General features: G+C 72.1%; 17 protein-coding genes and 1 tRNA gene. 15 read left to right on the top strand and 3 right to left on the bottom strand.

What is annotated here, in order from left to right; all coding sequences use genetic code 11:
• Nucleotides 1-85 precede the first annotated feature (85 nt).
• Nucleotides 86-1,252, top strand: coding sequence for a hypothetical protein (locus tag ACFVU7_RS25835; protein WP_388047365.1), 1,167 nt, complete (start codon nt 86-88; stop codon nt 1,250-1,252).
• Between the two features lie 28 nt (nt 1,253-1,280).
• Here ACFVU7_RS25835 and ACFVU7_RS25830 read toward each other — a convergent pair whose 3' ends face one another.
• Complete coding sequence (locus ACFVU7_RS25830) at nt 1,281-2,861, bottom strand: DUF853 domain-containing protein (RefSeq protein WP_259316650.1); 1,581 nt, start codon at nt 2,859-2,861, stop codon at nt 1,281-1,283.
• 192 nt (nt 2,862-3,053) lie between these two features.
• Between ACFVU7_RS25830 and ACFVU7_RS25825 the strand changes: the two genes are divergently transcribed.
• Together ACFVU7_RS25825 and ACFVU7_RS25820 are read left to right on the top strand one after the other, a co-directional pair.
• Entirely contained in the window at nt 3,054-3,350 is a 297-nt protein-coding gene (locus ACFVU7_RS25825; protein WP_030061387.1) for a type II toxin-antitoxin system VapB family antitoxin, read from the top strand.
• A gap of 271 nt (nt 3,351-3,621) precedes the next feature.
• Nucleotides 3,622-4,305 (top strand): LytR C-terminal domain-containing protein, encoded by a 684-nt coding sequence (locus ACFVU7_RS25820; RefSeq protein WP_049650160.1) that lies wholly within the window; start codon nt 3,622-3,624, stop codon nt 4,303-4,305.
• Nucleotides 4,306-4,404: 99 nt separating this feature from the next.
• On the opposite strand, the gene upp is transcribed toward ACFVU7_RS25820, so the two are convergent.
• Nucleotides 4,405-5,040, bottom strand: a complete 636-nt coding sequence (gene upp / locus ACFVU7_RS25815; RefSeq protein ID WP_049650159.1) for a uracil phosphoribosyltransferase — start codon at nt 5,038-5,040, stop codon at nt 4,405-4,407.
• Between the two features lie 195 nt (nt 5,041-5,235).
• Here upp and ACFVU7_RS25810 point away from each other — a divergent pair, with 195 nt between their 5' ends.
• The 8 genes from ACFVU7_RS25810 to ACFVU7_RS25775 all read left to right on the top strand — a co-directional run bounded on the left by ACFVU7_RS25810 (nt 5,236) and on the right by ACFVU7_RS25775 (nt 10,374).
• Nucleotides 5,236-5,439 (top strand): hypothetical protein, encoded by a 204-nt coding sequence (locus ACFVU7_RS25810; protein WP_049650158.1) that lies wholly within the window; start codon nt 5,236-5,238, stop codon nt 5,437-5,439.
• Between the two features lie 337 nt (nt 5,440-5,776).
• The gene (locus ACFVU7_RS25805; RefSeq protein ID WP_049650157.1) at nt 5,777-6,334 is read left to right on the top strand and encodes a tRNA adenosine deaminase-associated protein; all 558 of its coding nucleotides are present in this window, start codon (nt 5,777-5,779) and stop codon (nt 6,332-6,334) included.
• A 50-nt stretch (nt 6,335-6,384) separates the two neighbouring features.
• Nucleotides 6,385-6,912: a tRNA adenosine(34) deaminase TadA gene (gene tadA / locus ACFVU7_RS25800; protein ID WP_082345357.1), complete on the top strand. Its 528-nt coding sequence runs from the start codon at nt 6,385-6,387 to the stop codon at nt 6,910-6,912.
• Nucleotides 6,913-6,978: 66 nt separating this feature from the next.
• Nucleotides 6,979-7,068: transfer RNA gene (locus ACFVU7_RS25795), tRNA-Ser, on the top strand.
• 540 nt (nt 7,069-7,608) lie between these two features.
• Nucleotides 7,609-7,773, top strand: coding sequence for a hypothetical protein (locus tag ACFVU7_RS25790; protein ID WP_380636859.1), 165 nt, complete (start codon nt 7,609-7,611; stop codon nt 7,771-7,773).
• A 94-nt stretch (nt 7,774-7,867) separates the two neighbouring features.
• Nucleotides 7,868-8,161 carry a Dabb family protein gene (locus tag ACFVU7_RS25785; RefSeq protein ID WP_375876737.1) on the top strand — a complete coding sequence of 98 codons (294 nt, stop codon included), beginning with the start codon at nt 7,868-7,870 and terminating at the stop codon, nt 8,159-8,161.
• A gap of 314 nt (nt 8,162-8,475) precedes the next feature.
• A complete protein-coding gene (locus ACFVU7_RS25780) occupies nt 8,476-9,321 on the top strand; it encodes an RNA polymerase sigma factor SigF (protein WP_375876738.1) in 846 nt (281 codons plus the stop codon).
• Nucleotides 9,322-9,465: 144 nt separating this feature from the next.
• Nucleotides 9,466-10,374, top strand: coding sequence for an RNA polymerase sigma factor SigF (locus ACFVU7_RS25775; RefSeq protein WP_388047364.1), 909 nt, complete (start codon nt 9,466-9,468; stop codon nt 10,372-10,374).
• Here ACFVU7_RS25775 and ACFVU7_RS25770 read toward each other — a convergent pair.
• Nucleotides 10,361-11,290, bottom strand: a complete 930-nt coding sequence (locus tag ACFVU7_RS25770) for a tyrosine-protein phosphatase (protein ID WP_388047362.1) — start codon at nt 11,288-11,290, stop codon at nt 10,361-10,363. The genes ACFVU7_RS25775 and ACFVU7_RS25770 overlap by 14 nt on opposite strands.
• A 414-nt stretch (nt 11,291-11,704) precedes the next feature.
• On the opposite strand from ACFVU7_RS25770, the gene ACFVU7_RS25765 reads away from it, so the two are divergent.
• The 4 genes from ACFVU7_RS25765 (at nt 11,705) to ACFVU7_RS25750 (ending at nt 18,497) form a co-directional block, all read left to right on the top strand.
• Nucleotides 11,705-14,065: a hypothetical protein gene (locus ACFVU7_RS25765; RefSeq protein ID WP_388047360.1), complete on the top strand. Its 2,361-nt coding sequence runs from the start codon at nt 11,705-11,707 to the stop codon at nt 14,063-14,065.
• A gap of 82 nt (nt 14,066-14,147) precedes the next feature.
• Nucleotides 14,148-15,662, top strand: a complete 1,515-nt coding sequence (gene pelF, locus ACFVU7_RS25760) for a GT4 family glycosyltransferase PelF (protein WP_074001823.1) — start codon at nt 14,148-14,150, stop codon at nt 15,660-15,662.
• 150 nt (nt 15,663-15,812) lie between these two features.
• Entirely contained in the window at nt 15,813-17,345 is a 1,533-nt protein-coding gene (locus ACFVU7_RS25755; protein ID WP_074001824.1) for a hypothetical protein, read from the top strand.
• Nucleotides 17,346-17,504: 159 nt separating this feature from the next.
• Nucleotides 17,505-18,497 carry an SDR family NAD(P)-dependent oxidoreductase gene (locus tag ACFVU7_RS25750; protein WP_074001825.1) on the top strand — a complete coding sequence of 331 codons (993 nt, stop codon included), beginning with the start codon at nt 17,505-17,507 and terminating at the stop codon, nt 18,495-18,497.
• Nucleotides 18,498-18,547 lie beyond the last annotated feature (50 nt).

The raw sequence follows: 18,547 nt of genomic DNA, 5'->3' as shown, positions 1-18,547 counted from the left end.
CCCACCCGGGCCATCAGGTATAGACCAATCCCACCCCTGCGGCTAGCGTGGACGGCTCACCCTCCCCCAGCTCCGGAGCCGCACCGTGGAGTCGTCCGTCCTCGCCTTCGCCACCGACCTGCTCGACGAGGGCGCCGACACCTTCTTCGGCAACCTCACCGACCGCGCCGGGGTCGGCGGCGTCACCCTCGCCTCCGTCTACCACGAGGCCCGCGACGTCTTCCCGCACAACCCCCGCCGGGTGGTCCGCTACCTGGAGCCGGGCGCGGCGTACTTCCGCCCCGACCCGGCCGCCTGGCGGGGCCGCCGGCTGGCCCCGGCGCCGTCCACCGCGATCGGCGACCGCGACCCCTTCGCCGAGGCCGGCGAGGAGGCCCGCCGCCGCGGCCTGAAGCTGCACGCCTGGACGGTCTTCTGCCACAACGACCGGCTCGGCTTCGCCCACCCCGACTGCGCCCCGGCCAACGCCTTCGGCGACCGCCACCTCACCGAGCTCTGCCCGGCGAACCCGGAGGTCCGGGAGTACGCGCTGACCCTGGTGGCCGAGCTGGCCCGGTACGGCGTGGACGCGGTCCGCGCCGAGTCCCTGCACTTCCACGGGCTGCGCCACGGCTACCACCACGAGCGCTACTTCGAGGAGCTGGGCCCGACCGCCGAGGCCCTGCTCGGGGTCTGCTTCTGCCCGCACTGCCGCGCCGCCGCCACCGCCGCCGGGGTCCCGGCCGAGGAGGTGGCCGAGGCGGTCCGCGCCGAGCTGCGCCACCGGCTGGCCGACGAGTCCGCCGCCGCCCGGCCCGCCGACCTCAGCGCCCTCGCCGACGGCGCCTTCGCCGCCTACGTGGACGCCTCCGCCGCCACCGTCACCGCGCTGGCCGCCGACCTCTCCGAGCAGGCCCGCCGGCACGGCATGCGGCTGAGCTTCATGGACGGCGGCGGCCCGGGCACCGGCTGGCTGGCCGGCATCGACCTGCCCGCCCTCGCCGGAGCCGCCGACCAGATCGAGACCCTCGGCTACGCGAAGACCCCGGAGGCCGTCCGGGAGAAGCTCGCCGCCTTCGCCCTGCACGGCGTCCACCCGAAGTCCATGGCGGTGATCCTGCGCCCGATGTCCTCCGACTGCGACGGCCCGGAGAACCTCGCCGCCAAGATCGCCACCCTGCGCGAACTCGGCGTCCCCGAGGTCGAGTTCTACCACTACGGCCTGATGCGGCTGTCCTCCCTGGACCGGATCGGCGCCGCGCTCTCCTCCTGAGGCCGGCCGCCGGCCGCCCCGGAACCGGTCACCGCCGCCGCTTGGACGTCCCGAACAGGCTGCGCGAGATCTCCTGCCCGAGCTGCTTCCCGGCCGAGCGCGCGAAGGACTTGACGCTCGGGTTGTTCAGCAGCGACCCGAGCAGCCCGCCCACGCCCGCCTGCTCCCGCGCCTTCCCCTCCCGCTCCTCCCGCCGCGCCGCCGGCTCGGGAGGAGCCGAGGCGGGAGGCCCGGCCGGCGCCGCCTCCGGCCGGGGGGCGCGCGCCGCCAGCTTCTCGTACGCCGACTCCCGGTCGATCGCGTCCCGGTAGCGCGCCGTCAGCGGCGAGGCGTCCACCACCGCCCGCAGGTCCGCCGCCTCGATCGGCCCCATCAGCGACTGCGGCGCCCGCAGCCTGGTCGCCGCGACCGGGGTCGGCGCGCCCTTCTCGGAGAGGACGGTGACCACGGCCTCGCCGGTGCCCAGCGAGGTCAGCACCGCGCCGAGGTCGTACGAGGAGCGCGGGAAGGTCGAGACGGTGGCCTTCAGCGCCTTGGCGTCGTCGGGGGTGAAGGCGCGCAGCGCGTGCTGCACCCGGTTGCCCAACTGCGCCAGCACGTCGGACGGGACGTCCCGCGGCGTCTGGGTCACGAAGAAGATGCCGACGCCCTTGGAGCGGATCAGCCGCACGGTCTGGGTGATCGCCTCCAGGAAGGCCTTGGAGGCGCCCTTGAACAGCAGGTGCGCCTCGTCGAAGAAGAACACCAGCTTGGGCTTGTCCGGATCGCCCACCTCGGGCAGCTCCTGGTAGAGGTCGGCGAGCAGCCACATCAGGAAGGTGGAGAACAGCCGCGGCCGGTCCTGTACGGCGGGCAGTTCCAGCACCGAGACCACACCCCGGCCGTCCGGGGCCGTCCGCAGCAGTTCGGCGGTGTCGAACTCGGGCTCGCCGAAGAACGCCCCGGCGCCCTCGTTCTCCAGCACGGTGAGCGCCCGCAGGATCACCCCGGCGGTGGCCGCCGAGAGCCCGCCGATGGTCCGCAGCTCCTCCTTGCCCTCGGGCGAGGCGAGGAAGGCGATCACCGCGGTGAGGTCCTTGAGGTCGTAGAGCTCCAGGCCCTTGGCGTCGGCGTAGTGGAACACCAGGGTGAGCGAGGACTCCTGGGTCTCGTTCAGGTCGAGCACCTTGGCCAGCAGCAGCGGCCCGAAGCTGGTGACGGTGGCCCGGATCGGGATGCCCGCGCCCTGCCCGCCGAGCGCGTAGAACTCGGTGGGGCAGCCGCGCGGCTCCCACTGCTGCCCGACCTCGGCGGCCCGGGCACCGGTCCGCTCGCTCGGCGTCCCGGGCGCGGCGACACCGGAGACGTCCCCCTTGATGTCGGCCAGGAACACCGGCACGCCCTGCGCGGAGAGCTGTTCGGCGATCAGCTGGAGGGTCTTGGTCTTGCCGGTGCCGGTGGCCCCGGCGACCAGCCCGTGCCGGTTGAGCACGCCCAGCGGGATGCGCACCTGGGCGTCCGGGTACGCGGTGCCGTCCAGCAGCACCGCGCCGAGGTCGAGGGCAGGGCCGGTGAAGGCGTACCCGGCGGCGATCTCCCGGACGGCCTGCGGGGTGAGGTCGGAGTCCATCGGTGAACACTCCTGAGCGGATCGGAACGCTTCGGAACGCTTCGGCATCGGCACGGAACCCGATCGGCACCCGGCGATGTTCGCGACATTTCCCATCAAACAGCGGCATTCGTCCATGCGCAGTTCACACCGGCGCGCGTGGCGGAGCCTCGGCTGCTGCGCCATCCGCCGTCCGAACGGTAGGCTTTCCGTGTGATCTTCAAGCGCATCGGCAATGGGCGGCCGTACCCGGATCACGGCCGGACGAGCACCCGCCAGTGGGCTGACGTCGCCCCGCGCCCGGTGCGACTCGACCAGCTGGTGACCACCAAGGGCCAACTCGACCTCGAAACCCTCCTGGCCGAGGACTCGACGTTCTACGGGGACCTCTTCGCCCACGTGGTGAAGTGGCACGGCGACCTCTACCTGGAGGACGGCCTGCACCGGGCCGTCCGGGCGGCGTTGCAGCAGCGCCAGGTGCTGCACGCCCGCGTCCTCGAAATGGAGTGACGGACCCCCGACCGGGCCGTCGGACCCCCACGGGCTTTCCGGACCGCCCCCTCGCCACCCGGCGGAGGGCGGTCCGCGCGTACCCCGGTACCCCCTTTCGGGTACCGGGGTACGCCAGATGATGATCGTTTAGTACCTTCGAGGCTGTCCGGCACTACGCTGCTGACTACGGCCGCGACCAGGGGATTCCGCCCGCACCGGGGGAAGCCCCCACCCGGCCGATCCGTCATCCCGACCCCGCCCTGGTACGAGGGGGAGACAAACCGTGAGCATGTTGACTCCCCAAGGCCTCAAGGGGAAGCAGTACCGCGTCACCGGCAACACCTACCCGCGCCTGGGCCGGCCTCCGAAGAAGAGCCGCAAGGTGATCGCCGCACTCGCCGGCCTGCTCGCCCTGGCCCTGGTCGCGCTCGGCGGCGTGCAGCTGTACGACATCTTCACCGGCAGGAACAAGAACGCCTCGGCCCAGGCCTGCGCGGACCCGTCCGGCAAGCCGCTGGCCGCCCCGACACCGGGGGCCGCCCCGGGCACCCCCGCCGCCTCCGGTGCGCCCGCCGCCGCGCAGGGCGACCCGCACGCCGTCCCGCAGGCCTCCGCCGTCACCGTGAACGTCTACAACGCCACCACCAAGGCCGGGCTGGCCGGCCGGACGGCCGAGGAGTTCAAGAAGCGCGGCTTCGTCATCGGCAAGGTCGGCAACGCCCCGGCCGAGCTGGACAAGAAGGTGCCCGGCACCGCCCAGGTGATCGCCGGTCCGGCCGGCGCCGGCGCGGGCACCCTGGTCGGTTCGCAGATCGCCGGGGCCGCCGTCACCGCCGACGCCCGCACCGACACCACCGTGGACTTCGTGATCGGCGACAGCTACAACGCCCTGCTGGACGAGACCCAGGCGGCCGCCGCCCTCGCGCTGGCCACCAAGCCCTCCCCCGCCCCGACCGCCACCGGCAGCTGCTGAGGCGGCACCGACCGGACGCGCGGCACCACCGAACACCGAGAGCCCCCGGCAGACGCAGTGCCGGGGGCTCTCGGTGTTCGGTGGTTCGGGTGGGGAGGCTCAGCCGGCCGTGCCGTACAGCCGGTCGCCCGCGTCGCCGAGGCCCGGGACGATGTAGCCGTTCTCGTTGAGCCGCTCGTCCACGGCGGCGGTGACGACGGTGACCGGCAGGCCTGCCAGCTCCCGCTCCATCACCTCGACGCCCTCGGGGGCGGCCAGCAGCACCACGGCGGTGACGTCGGTGGCACCGCGCTCGATCAGCATCCTGATCGCGGCGACCAGGGTGCCGCCGGTGGCCAGCATCGGGTCGAGCACGTAGACCTGGCGGCCGGAGAGGTCGTCCGGCATCCGGGTGGCGTAGGTGGAGGCCTCCAGGGTCTCCTCGTTGCGGACCATGCCGAGGAAACCCACCTCGGCGGTCGGCAGCAGCCGGGTCATCCCGTCCAGCATGCCGAGGCCGGCCCGCAGGATCGGGACCACCAGCGGGCGCGGGTAGCTGAGGCGGGTACCCAGCGTGACCGCCACGGGGGTGGTGATCTCCACCTCGTCGGTGCGGACGTCCCGGGTGGCCTCGTAGGCGAGGAGGGTCACCAGCTCGTCGGTCAGGCGACGGAAGGTCGGCGAGTCGGTGCGCTCGTCGCGCAGGGTGGAGAGCTTGTGGGCGACCAGGGGGTGGTCAACAACGTGGAGACGCATGTATCGAGGTTAGCCCGGTCCTGGACGGGTGTACGACTCGCCGTGCCCACCGGGGCGCCGGTCCGGGTGACGCTCCCGTGACCCGCCGTGACCCGGCGCGGTCGTCCGGACGGAAGTGCCTCCTGTGGTATCAACCGGGCCGTTCTGGGAATGTCACCTCTTATGACGAGCAACCCGAACCCTGGGGACGGCTCGATGGACGAGCCCGTCGACGGGGTGGGCCGGAGCCCGGGCCCGCCGTACGACCACCCCGAGACGGAAGCGGAGCGCCGCAAGCGGCGGGCCGTCTTCCTGCGCGAGCTCACCGAGGCGCGCGAGCTGCGGGAGCGGGTCCAGCCGCGGCGGACCAAGGAGCGGCGGATGCGCGAGGCGATGCGGATGCGGACCTTCCGGATCTGACCGGGCCCGGAACCGCCTCGGGAGGCACCTCCGGACCACCCCGGCGCCGCCCTGGCGCCCGTCCGGCGCGACACCCGGACGGCCCCGGGAAGGGACCCGAACGGCCCCGCCGGGCGTTCGGAGCAAATTTCGACCGGCCTCGGACCGCCCCGGCCCGGCTTCGCCGTCCGCCACCCGGTCCTTCCGACACGACCTGCAAAGACGCGCTGCAGAACACCCCCCGCAAGGGCGGGCTTTCTGTCACGATTCCGATGGGACGGTCCGAACAAGCGGACCGCCTCTGGCGCGGGGGCGGCCAGATTTCCGCGTTGCCCGTGCGCGCCGACAGCCGAGACCGATGATCTTGGGAGTGTCCCTGGTGGCGTACTTCGCTGCAGTGCTTGCTCGCACCGAGGACGGGTGGGATGTGAGCGAGACGGAGCTCGACGACGTCGAAACCCTCGCCGATCTGGCCGACCTGGCCCGCGGATCCGCCCAGGACGACGACAGCGTCCTGATCTTCATCGAACAGGAGGACGCCTGGTTCGCCGTCGTCCGCGTGGACGGCGAGGAGGACCCGCGGATCTTCGTGTCGGACGGCGCCGCGGCCGCCCGCAGCTCCTACGGCTCCGTCCTCACCGACGAGTTGGTCGACCAGGCCGGCGAGAGCGAGTTCGGCGACCTGGACCACCTGCTGGACGAGGCCGAGGAGGCCGAGGAGCAGGACGAGGAGGACGCCGACGCCCGCGGCGGCGTCCCGGTCGGCCCGCTCGGCGACGCCCACCTGCTCACCGAGTTCGGCCTCGCCGCCGACGAGCTGCTGGCGCTCAGCGGCGAGGGCGCGGTCCCGGGCGACGCCCTGGAGGAGATCGCCGAGGCCCTGGGCTGCGGCGAGGTCCTGGAGGCCGTCCGGTAGCGGCGTCGGCCATGCCGGTGTCCACCACCGGATACCCGACACTGGATGCCATGCAGCCCGCATCCACTCCGCTGACCGTCCCGCACGTCCCCCCGCTGCCCGCCCCTGTCCGCCCCGACCCGGTCCGCGACCGCTGGGCGGCGCCGATGCGCCTCGCCATGGCCGAGGCCGCGCTGGCGCCGGCCACCGGGGACGTACCGGTCGGGGCGCTCGTCCTGGACCCGGACGGCGAGGTGATCGGACGCGGCCACAACGAGCGCGAGGCGGTCGGCGACCCGACCGCGCACGCCGAGGTGGTCGCGGTCCGGCAGGCCGCGGAGAAGACCGGGGAGTGGCGGCTGAGCGGCTGCACGCTGGTCGTCACGCTGGAGCCGTGCACCATGTGCGCCGGCGCCATCGTGCTCTCCCGGATCGACCGGGTGGTCTACGGCGCCCTCGACGAGAAGGCCGGCGCGGCCGGCTCGCTCTTCGACGTGATGCGCGACCGCCGACTCAACCACCGGCCCGAGGTGATCCCGGGCGTCCTCGCCGACGAGTGCGGCGCGCAGCTGCGCGCCTTCTTCGACACCCACCGCTGAGGGCCGCCGGGCACCGCGGTGATACGGATTTCGTGACTGCGCCACCCCTCCGGTAGAGTTCCTCTCGGTAGCGTGTCCGAGCGGCCAAAGGAGCACGCCTCGAAAGCGTGTGTGGGGGCAACTCCACCGTGGGTTCGAATCCCACCGCTACCGCCATGAGCAGGACGAACGAAGGCCCCGTTAAAACTTTTAACGGGGCCTTCGTCGTGCCGGTCTCAGTTCTGGTCTCACTTCACCTGTCAGGCCGCCTGCTCCGCGCCGTCCGACTCGCCGGGCCGCGGAGGCACCGCCGGAACGGCCCCGGACATGGGAACGGCTCCGTACCCCGGGCCGATGACCACCGGTGCCCGGTCCGTACGGAGCCTGGAGGGGGAGCGGTTCGGGGGGACTGACCGCTCCCCCGGCGGAGTCCCACAACCGGCGCCGCGTCGGGGGGAAGCCGCGGCGACCGGTCCCACAGCGGGGAGCTCCGGATCCATGCACCGGGGATTCCTGCCAGATCCTCGGTACGTCTTCCATCCTGCCGTCCGGCCCGCGAGCGGGCATCCGGAGAAAGGCCCCACTCGCGGGGACCTTCGTCCCGCCGGCCGAACGCGTCGCACACTTGATAGCCCGTCCGGGTGGATAAGCTGCCCCCTGCAGGCCGCTCGGGGACCGGATGACGGCGGCCCACAGCTGGGAGGAAGAGGTCACCCGATGGCGCAGGCGAAGAGGATCGGCATGGCCCTCCTGCTCATCTTCGTGCTCTACTCGATCATCACCTCACCCTCCCGGTCCGCCGAGCTGGTCCAGCTCGGCTTCGAGGGGATCTCGAACGCGGCCAAGGCCGTCGGCACCTTCATGACCGGTCTGATCAAGTGACGGACGGCCCGCACCCATTCGGGTAGCGGTCGGCCCCCGGGCACCGGCTACGGTGAGCGGGACCCTCTGTCCCCGTCCGCGAGGAGCGGCAATCGTGATCCGCCACCTGGTCCTGTTCAAGCTCAACGAAGGCGTCAGCAAGGACGAAGAGCGCGTGCTCGCCGGCGCCAAGGCCTTCGACGCGCTCGGCTCGGTGATCCCCGAGCTGCGCGAGTGGGAGTGCGGCTGGAACACCACCGAGCGCGACATCGCGTACGACTACGCGATCAACAGCCTGGTCGAGGACCGCGACGCCCTCCAGGCCTACCTGACCCACCCGGACCACCAGGCCGCGGCCGGCCTCTGGCGCGAGTTCGCCACCTGGGTGATCGCCGACATCGAGGTCTGAGCACCCGTCCGGCCCCCACCCGTCCGACCCGGACCACCCGAAGCCGACCCCGGCGCTTCCCCCGGACGGACCGCGGCGCCCCGTCCGGCTTCCGGGCGGGGCGCCTTGCTCCGTCCTGGAACGATCCCTGCGGCGGTTCGCCGGCCGGCCCGGGAAAGGTTGAACGGCCCACCAACACACCTCCATCGGGTGCTTGCCCGACCTGTGCCCACCTTGTGATGCTATGACCGGTTTTGCCGGACATGGCGAGGTCGTGAACCCGCCGTGGCACCCGCTCCGCAGGGCCCGCCGTTGACGACTTTGGGAGGGGTGAGGTGTCCGTGGACGAAGTGCTGGCTGCGATCACCAGCCCGGCCGGCGAGCTCCGACCGGACCGGCTGCGCGGCCCCGGCGGCCGCCCCGCCGTGGACGTCCGGACGCTGACCCGGGTGCTGTTCGAACGGCTCGCCGAGCTGCCCCCGGACGCCCCCGAGCGGGAGCGGGTCCGGGCCGCCCTGATCGAGGTGAACATCCCGCTGGTCCGCTACGCCGCCACCCGCTTCCGCAGCCGCAGCGAGCCGATGGAGGACGTCGTCCAGGTCGGCACCATCGGCCTGATCAACGCGATCGACCGCTTCGACCCCGGCCGCGGCGTCCAGTTCCCCACCTACGCGCTGCCGACCATCCTGGGCGAGATCAAGCGCTACTTCCGGGACAACGTCCGCACCATGCACGTCCCGCGCCGGCTCCAGGAGCTGTGGGTCCAGGTCAGCGGCGCGATGGAGGAGCTGACGGTGCTGCACGGCCGGGTGCCCAAGGTGCCCGAGATCGCCGCCAGCCTGCGGATCCCCGAGGAGGACGTACGGGCCTGCCTGGACGCCGGGCGGGCGTACAACGCGGCGTCCCTGGAGGCCGCGCAGGAGCACGAGGGCGGGCTCGCCCTGCTCGACCGGCTCGGCTACGAGGACTCCGCGCTGGCCGAGGTCGAGCACCGGGACATGGTCCGCCACCTGCTGGTCCAGCTCCCCGAGCGGGAGCGGCGGATCGTGATGCTGCGGTTCTTCGCCAACCTGACCCAGTCCCAGATCAGCACCGAGCTGGGGATGTCCCAGATGCACGTGTCCCGGCTGCTCTCCCGGATCCTGACCAGGCTTCGGACCGGCAACTCCTGGGAAGAGTGAGATTGCAGCGAGTTACCCCGGCGTGACATCTTGCGACGTTCGGGTTTGCCGTGGACCGTGTTCCGGTATGCAGGGGGAAGGCCCTCGCCGGGAACCACCGCGCGACGGCCCCCGTTCAACTGACAGTCACAAGGGGGTGGGTGCATGTCCGGAGAGCTGGGCACTGCGGAGATCCACGCTGGCGGCCAGGCCAACGGCACGGCCGTCGTCGAGGACCTGGTCCCGCGGCAGCGGGTCGAACCGGCCCGGCCGCCCGGCCCCGACACGGGACCGGAGATGCCGCCCGGCTCGGTGCTGGACACCCGGACGCTCTCCCGCTCGCTGTTCCTGCGGCTGGCCGCGCTGGACCCGGGCAGCGCCGAGCACACCTACGTCCGCGACACCCTGATCGAGCTCAACCTGCCGCTGGTCCGGTACGCCTCGGCGCGCTTCCGCAGCCGCAACGAGCCGATGGAGGACATCGTCCAGGTCGGCACGATCGGCCTGATCAAGGCGATCGACCGGTTCGACCCGGAGCGCGGGGTGGAGTTCCCCACCTTCGCGATGCCCACCGTGGTCGGCGAGATCAAGCGCTTCTTCCGGGACACCAGCTGGTCGGTCCGCGTTCCACGCCGGCTCCAGGAGCTGCGGCTGGCGCTCACCAAGGCCGGCGACGAGCTCTCCCAGCGGCTGGACCGCTCCCCCACCGTCGCCGAGCTGGCGGCCTGCCTGGGGGTCAGCGAGGAGGACGTGGTCGAGGGCCTCGCGGTCGGCAACGCGTACACCGCCAGCTCGCTCGACTCCAGCACCGGCGAGGAGGACAGCGACGGCCCGCTGGCCGACCGGCTCGGCTACGAGGACCTCGCGCTGGAGGGCGTCGAGTACCGGGAGTCGCTCAAGCCGCTGCTGGCCAAGCTGCCGCCGCGCGAGCGCCGGATCATCATGCTGCGGTTCTTCGGCAACCTCACCCAGTCGCAGATCGGCGAGGAGATCGGGATCTCCCAGATGCACGTCTCGCGGCTGCTCACCCGGACGCTCACCCAGCTGCGCGAGGGGCTGATCAACGAGGGCTGAGCCGGCCGCCGGGAGCCGGGCCGCCCCGCTCGGCTCCCGGGTCGTCCAGCAGGTTGGCGCGCAGCCCGGCCAGCACCTCCCCGTCCAGTCCGAGTCCGTCCCGCCAGTAGGCGTCGAAGCCGCCCCAGCCGGCCACGACCTCGGTGAAGGCCGCGTCCAGGTAGCCGCCGTCGGCGCGGAAGACCGGCAGGAGCAGCTCGGGCTCGCGCATCAGGCCGCGGGCCCCGAAGTCGTCCAGCACCCGCCGTACGACCGGGGCGGAGCGCTCGTTGGTGAGCAGGTAGTCGGCCAGGACGGTCTCCCGGTCCACCCCCAGGGCGGTCAGCAGGAGGGCCGCGGCCCAGCCGGTGCGGTCCTTGCCCGCCGAGCAGTGGAACAGCAGCGGCGGCCCCTGAGGGTCCGCCAGCAGCCGTAGCAGGGCGGCGAATCGCTCGCGCGCCACCTGGTCCGTGACGAACCACCGGTAGAGGCCGGCCATCCGGGCGGCCGCCCGGCCGTCGCCGAGCAGCGCCCGCTGGCGCTCCGGGTCGTGGTCCGCCAGCGCGTCGCGGACCAGCAGGACGATGTCGAAGTCCGGTGCCAGCAGCGGGAGATGGTGGAGCGTCACACCGCCGGGCAGGTGGTCCAGACCGGTCTCGCGGACTTCGGCCATGCTCCGCAGGTCCACCACGCTGTGCAGGCCGAGCGCGCCGAGCGGGCCGAGGTCCTCGGCGGTGACACGGTTCAGGCCATCGCTGCGCAGTGCCACCCCGGGCCGGAGAATCCGCCCGTCAGCCGTCCGGTACCCGCCCAGATCACGGGCATTCAGCGCACCGCGCAAACCGAGACTGCGTCCGACCAGCGGCGTTCCGCCCGCCTCCGGTGACGCATTCCGTACGCTCGGGAATCCCCCGGACTCGGTATGCTGATCGACCATGTGAGCACCTCCATTGCATATTCGGACTGTCACATGGCACAGCCGTGCCCGATATTGCATGAACCTGCCCAACTGGGCGGCGAGATGTGCAAGAGTGTCATGCGCAACGACGACAGTGTAGGTGTCCCGCCCGCCCCACTGGGCCGCACCGTCGGTAACCACGTGTAGCAGTCAGCTTCCGGTTTTTCATTTTCAATTCACTATTTGCGCCGCCGGTCCGGTTCCGGTCACAATCAGCGCCTTCATGGCTTCGCCATGAACGTTGGTAACAGGTTCGCTGCACTCTCGCCCAATTGGTCCCTCGCACCACCGTCCCTCGACCAGGATGGGCCCGGGCAGCCTGCTGCCCGCGAACAGCTACACGGGCAGGCGAGCGCCGAGCAGCGTGACGCCTGCACCAAGGGGAGGATCACCATGGGTCGAGCGACCCGAAGAGTCGCCGCGTGCGCGGCGGCAGTCCTGCTGGCCAGCGGCTTGCAGACCACCCTGGCCCACGCCGACGCGGCGCCGCCCAGGATCGACCTCACCGTCCTGGTCGTCGACGACGGCGGCCCGTCCGTCGCTGCCATCACCGCCGAGTTGAAGAGCCAGGGCACGCCCTACAAGGTCATCAGCCTCAATGACCCCAACCGCCCCGTCATCAACTCCGCTTTCCTGAGCGACACGCTGAACGGCCAGCCCCGCGGGAAGTTCCAGGGCATCGTGCTGCCCAACGAAAACCCCTTCCCCAACAGTGCCACCGAGATGACGGCGATCGCGACCTACGAAGCCGCATTCAACGTCCGCCAGATCGACGCGTACACGTGGGCCAACCCGGCGGTGGGGCTGAACTACGCCCAGAATCCCGGATTCGTGGGCACTCTCGACGGATTCCAGGGCGCCACCACCACGGCCGGAACTTCGGGCCCGTTCGGGTACCTCAAGGGCAGCGTCCCGTTCGAGGACAACGACCCGAACGTCGGCGAGAGCTACGGCTACCTGGCCACTCCGCTCGCCAGCCTGCCGGCCGGCGCCTCGTTCGTCCCGCTGGTCGACGCGCCGATACCCAACACGGCCAGCCGCGGTTCGCTGGTCGGCGAGTACACCCACGACGGCCGCAAGGAACTGGTCGTCACGTTCGTCTACAACCAGTACCAGCAGCAGTACCGGCTGCTGGCCCGCGGCATGGTCGACTGGCTCACCCAGGGCGTACACCTCGGCTACGACCGCAACTACTTCGCCACCCACGTGGACGACGTCTTCCTGGCCGACGACCGCTGGGACACCGTGCTCAAGTGCACCCCCGGCGACGTCACCTGCCCGCCCGGCACCCCGGACACCGCCAACCCGATCCGGATGACCGTCGACGACGCCAACCACCTCAAGCAGTGGCAGGCCGCCAACAACTTCACCCTGGACATGGTGTTCAACGGTGGCGGCAGCGAGGACTGGAAGGCCGACCACCAGACCACGGTGGACCCCACGGCGAACCAGATGATCGCCGACCAGAGCAACTACCGGTGGGTCAACCACACCTACACCCACCCGTACCTGGGCTGCGAGCAGAACGTCACCGTGGTGCCGTGGGTCTGCGCCAAGAACACCGCGGGCGCCACCGTCTGGGTCGACCAGAACACCATCTCCTCCCAGATCAAGAACAACGCCGACTGGGCCACCGCGAACGGCCTGGGCTTCGACCCGCAGTCCCTGGTCACCGGCGAGCACTCCGGCCTGCTGACCGCCCCGCAGGAGACCAGCGACAACCCGAACCTGGCGCCGGCGCTGGCCGCCAACGGCATCAAGTTCACCGCCAGCGACGCCTCCCGCGAGACCGGGCAGCGGCCCGTCGGCTCCGCCCTGACCGTGCCGCGGTACCCGATGAACGTCTTCTACAACGCCGGTACGGCGAAGGAGGAGGCCGACGAGTACAACTGGATCTACACCAGCAAGGCCAACGGCGGCAGCGGCGTCTGCGAGAACAACGCCAACTCCACCTGCCTGCCCCAGCCGCTGGACACCACCACCGGCTACCAGTCGTACATCGTGCCGCTGGAGGCCCGGATCGACCTCGGCCACGTGCTGAGCAACGACCCGCGGCCGCACTTCGTGCACCAGTCGAACCTGTCCGAGGACCGCATCCTGTACCCGGTGCTGGAGAAGATCCTCGGCACCTACCGCTCGCTGCACGCGGACAGCGCCCCGATCGTGAACCTGAGCCAGCGCGAGATCGGCCAGGAGTTCCAGCGCCGCGCGGCCTGGAACACCGCCCTCGCCTCCGGCCAGGTCACCGCCTACCGGGTCGGCAGCACCGTCACCGTCAACGCGCCGTCCGGCGTTCAGGTCCAGGCCACCATGCCGACCGGAACCGCTCAGAAGCTGGCCATCGGAACGGGCGGGTTCGGTTCGTCCTACGCCGGTACCCTCTCGGGTTGGGTGTCCCCGGGCGCGCTGCAGAGCAGCGTCACCCTGCAGCTGCCGTCCGCGCCGGCCGCCCCGGCCCCCGTCGCGCCGGGCGTCGCGGCCAAGTCCGTCCCGGCCCCGGCGCCGGCGGACAAGAAGGTCGTGCCGCAGGGTGTCGCCACCCCGGTCCCGGTGGGGCCGAGCGACACCACCCGCAAGCCCGCTCCGTCCCTGGTCCCGGGTAGCGGAACCCCGGTGCCCGGCAAGGATGTCCTCGCTGGCACCATCGGTCAGGGCGGCAACGGCCACGACGACAGGGCTGCGACGAAGAACGGCAAGGCCTCTGGGGGGACGGCCACGCCGAGCAGCACCACCGGACGCTCCGGCAACCGGTAACCGGTAACCAGCACCACCCGCCACGGCTCCCGTTCCGGTCATCCAGGCCGGAACCTACGCAAGAACAGGAGGGGGGACAGGAATGCGCGTCACCCTGCTCACCGAGGGGACGTATCCGCACCAGCACGGCGGCGTGAGCGTCTGGTGCGACCAGCTCGTTCAGGGCATGCCGGACGTCGAGTTCGACGTCATCGCCGTCACCGGAACCGGCCACGAGCCACTGGCCTGGGAACTGCCCGCCAACGTACGGTCGGTCACCACCGCGCCGCTGTGGGGGCCCGCCTCGGAGGGCCGACCGCCCCGCGGCAAGGAGATGCGGCGCTTCCTCAACGCGTACGAGCGCTTCCTGCACTCCATCCTCGACCCGGTCTACACCACCCACTTCGGCACCGAGCTGTACAACTTCGCCGACCTCGCCCGGCACGGGCTGCTCAGCCCGGCGCTGCGCAGCGAGCGCGCGCTGCGCACCCTCCAGCAGGTCTGGACCCGCGACTACCTGCCGACCGCCGTCTCCCGGCCCACCCTGCACGACGCCCTGAACGCCACCGACCTGCTGGAGCACGCCCTGCGGCCGCTCTCGGTCGAGCCGCCCAAGGACGGCGTCGCGCACGCGGCCAGCGGCGGCCTCGCCACCCTGCCGGGGCTGATCGCCGCCCAGCAGTACGGCGTACCGTTTCTGCTCACCGAGCACGGCATCTACCTGCGCGAGCGCTACCTCGGCTACCGCACCGGCCCCTACCGCTGGCCGGTCAAGGCGCTGCTGCTCGGCTTCTACCGGATGCTCGCCGAGGAGAGCTACCGGCAGGCCGCCCTCGTCACCCCCGGCAACCGGTACAACCGGCGCTGGGAGGAGCGCGGCGGCACGCCGTCCTCGCACATCCGCACCGTCTACAACGGGGTGGACCCGGCGGCCTTCCCGCCGGCCGGCCCCGAGCCCGAGACGCCGACCCTCAGCTGGGCCGGCCGGGTCGACCCGATCAAGGACCTGGAGACGCTGATCCGGGCCTTCGCCATCGTCCAGCGGGAGATCCCCGAGGCGCGTCTGCGGCTCTTCGGCGGCACCCCCAAGGGCGGCGAGGCGTACCGGGACGGCTGCATAGCCCTGGCCGCCGAGCTCGGCATAGCCGACTCGGTGGCCTTCGAGGGCCGCGTCGCCGACATCACCGACGCGTACGCGGCGGGCAACGTGGTCATGCTCTCCAGCATCAGCGAGGGCTTCCCGTTCACCCTGATCGAGGCGATGTCCTGCGGCCGCGCGACCGTCTCGACCGACGTCGGCGGCGTGCGCGAGGCCGTCGGCGACACCGGACTGGTCGTCCCGCCGCGCGAACCCGAACCGATGGCGGCCGCCGCGATCGAGCTGCTGCGCGACGCCGAACGGCGCGCCCGGCTCGGCGAGGGCGCCCGGCTGCGGGTGATCGAGCAGTTCACCCTCCGCCAGAACATCGACGGCTTCCGCGGCATCTACACCGAGCTCCTGGGCACCGCCCGCTGGATGCCCGGCGGCATGGTCGCCGTCACCGACCAGGTCCCCAGCCCCGACTGGGACCAGCAGCTGGCCGCCGCCCGCCCCGAGCCGAGCGAGGTCGGCGCGTGAACGGGAACGGCGACAGAACCATCGAGAGGCGCGTGTCCCGCTCAGCGGCCGCCGAGCACAACGAGGTGGACGCGTGAACGAGCGCAGCGAGCGAACCATCGAAAGGCGCGTGTCCCGCTCAGCGGCCGCCGAGCACAGCGAGGTGGACGCATGAGCGGTCCGTTGCGACTGATTCCGGGCGAGGCCGGCCCCGACCAGACCGTGCAGCTGCGCGCCCTGCCGCTCAAGCGCCGCCGTCCCGCCCCGTCGGAGCAGGAGCCGGAGCCGGAGCCGGAGGACGCGCTCTACCTCCCCGCGGACCCGCTGGACGAGCTCGCCGAGCGCCTGCGCGACGTCTGCGCCGACGCCGTCCACCCGTACGAGATCGCGGCCTTCCTGGAGTCCGACGGCCTGTCGGACGAGCAGGCCGCCCTGCTGTACGGCCGCCCCGACGCGTTCACCGTCGCCGAGGAACTGTTCGAGAAGGTCGAGCGCCGCTACCCCGGCCCGAGCTCCGAGTTCGCCAACCCCTGGCGGGCCGACCCCTGGCGCTGCGTGGTGCGCGGCCTGGTGTTCGCCCTGCCGGGGCTCGGCTACCTGCTCGGCGCCAACCTGTTCGCGACCACCCGGATGCGCTTCGGCCTGCCCTCGGGCATGCTCGCGCTGTCCGTCGCCACGCTGGTCAGCTGGGGCTTCAACCAGGCGCTGGCGCACCGCTCCTACCGCTGGCTGGGCCGGCTGCGCCGCCGCGAGGCCGCGGTCTGCCTGGCCGTCGGCGCCCCGGTCGGCGCGCTGGTCGCGGCGGCCGCCGCGTACGTGGTCGGCGGGCCGCTGGGCGCGCTGTGCTTCGCCGCCGGGCAGTCCTGCTACCTGGGCGCGGCCACCGTGCTGCTGGTGCTCGGGCGGGAGAAGTTCCTGCTGCTGGCGCTGGCCCCGGCCTCGGTCGGCGCGGGCGTGGTGCTGGCGGCGGACGTCCCGCAGCCGGTCCGTACGGTCGTGCTGCTCGTCTCGCTGGTGCTGGCGGTCGGACTGGCCGTCCGGGAGCTGCTGGTCTGCATCCGCGGCGGCGAACGCGAGTCCGTCGAGCTGAGGCTGCCGGTCCGCCAGGAGGTCCCGCACCTGCTGTTCGGCCTGGCCTGCGGCGCGCTCACGCTGATCGCCGGCCTCGGCGGGACGATCCACCAGGCCGTGCAGTCCGGCGGCCTCCCTGCGCAGGGGACGTCGACCACCCCGACCGGACCGGCCATGATCGCGCTGACGCTCAGCCTGGGCCTCGCCGAGTGGCTGCTCTTCCGCTACCGGGCGATGGCGGTGGCCGCCCTGCGCACCAGCCACACCAGCGGCCAGTTCACCCGCCGCACCGGCGGGATCCTGCTCGGCTGCCTGTTCATCTACCTCACCACCGTGGCCGCGCTGGACGCCGCCGCGACCGTGCTGTGGCCCGGCGCCCCCGCGCTCGGCGTGCCGCAGCTCGGCGCGATGCTGCTCCTCGGCGGCTCGCTCTGGCTGGCGCTGCTGCTGAACGCCTTCGGGTTCAGCTGGAGCACCGCCCTCGTCTGTCTGGCCGCCGCGGTCGCCGAGAGCGCCGGGCTGCTGGCGGGTGCGGACCCGATCGTCCTGCAGCTGATCGGCTGCGGGACGGCCGCCTTCGTCCTCACCGCACTGGCCGGGCCCGCGCTCGGCCGCACCACCCAGCACCGCTGAAAACGCACCACCCAGCACCGCTGAACACATCGAATATCCCGCACGCCTCCTTCGCGTGCACCGCCGTACCCGTTCCACCTGAGACACCCACCGGGCCAACGGCGGCCGGCCACCCCAGTGCGTCCGGCCGCCCCGGCAGATCGAGAAAGCGACATCCGCATGAGCAGCGTTGCGGTTACCGGAGCCGAGGGCTTCATCGGCTCCCACCTCGTCGAGACCCTGGTCGCCGACGGGCACCACGTCCGCGCGATGGTCCAGTACAACTCGTTCTCGTCCTTCGGCTGGCTGGAGACCCTGTCCGAGGAGGTGCTGGACTCGGTCGAGATCGTCCTCGGCGACGTCCGGGACCCGGGCTCGGTCAACGGCCTGGTCAAGGGCACCGAGGCGGTCTACCACCTGGCCGCCCTGATCGCGATCCCGTACTCCTACCGCGCCCCCCACTCGTACGTGGACACCAACGTCACCGGCACCCTGAACGTGCTGGAGGCGGTGCGCCACCAGGAGATCCCCCGCCTGGTGCACACCTCCACCAGCGAGACCTACGGCACCGCGCAGACCGTGCCGATCACCGAGGACCACCCGATCAACACCCAGTCCCCGTACGCCGCCTCCAAGGCCGGCGGGGACCGGCTGGCCGACAGCTACCACGCCAGCTTCGAGACCCCGGTCGTCACCCTGCGCCCGTTCAACACCTTCGGCCCGCGCCAGTCGATGCGCGCCGTCATCCCGACCGTGATCGCCCAGGTCGCGGCCGGCCAGACCGAGATCACCCTCGGCGACCTGCGCCCGACCCGCGACTTCACGTTCGTCAAGGACACCGCCAACGCCTTCCGCACGGTGGGCTCCGCGCCCGCCGACACGGTGGTCGGCCGGACCTTCAACGCCGGCACCGGCGGCGAGATCTCGGTCGGCGACCTGGTCACCCTGGTCGGCAAGCTGATGGGCGTGGACCTGGTGGTGAAGGAGGACGAGCAGCGCATCCGTCCGACCAACTCCGAGGTCATGCGCCTGGTCGCGGACGCGACCCGGCTGCGCGAGGCCACCGGCTGGGCCCCGAACTTCAGCCTGGAGCAGGGCCTGGAGCAGACCATCGAGTTCTTCCGCGACCCGGCCAACCTGGCCCGCTACAAGACCGACATCTACAACGTCTGACCCGCCCCGACCGATCTTGCTCGTCCTGGTAACCAAGGTTCGTGTCCTGC

The organism is Kitasatospora sp. NPDC058046, assembly GCF_042885595.1.
Classification (GTDB): domain Bacteria; phylum Actinomycetota; class Actinomycetes; order Streptomycetales; family Streptomycetaceae; genus Kitasatospora.
This window is presented reverse-complemented; position numbering and strand designations above follow the sequence as displayed.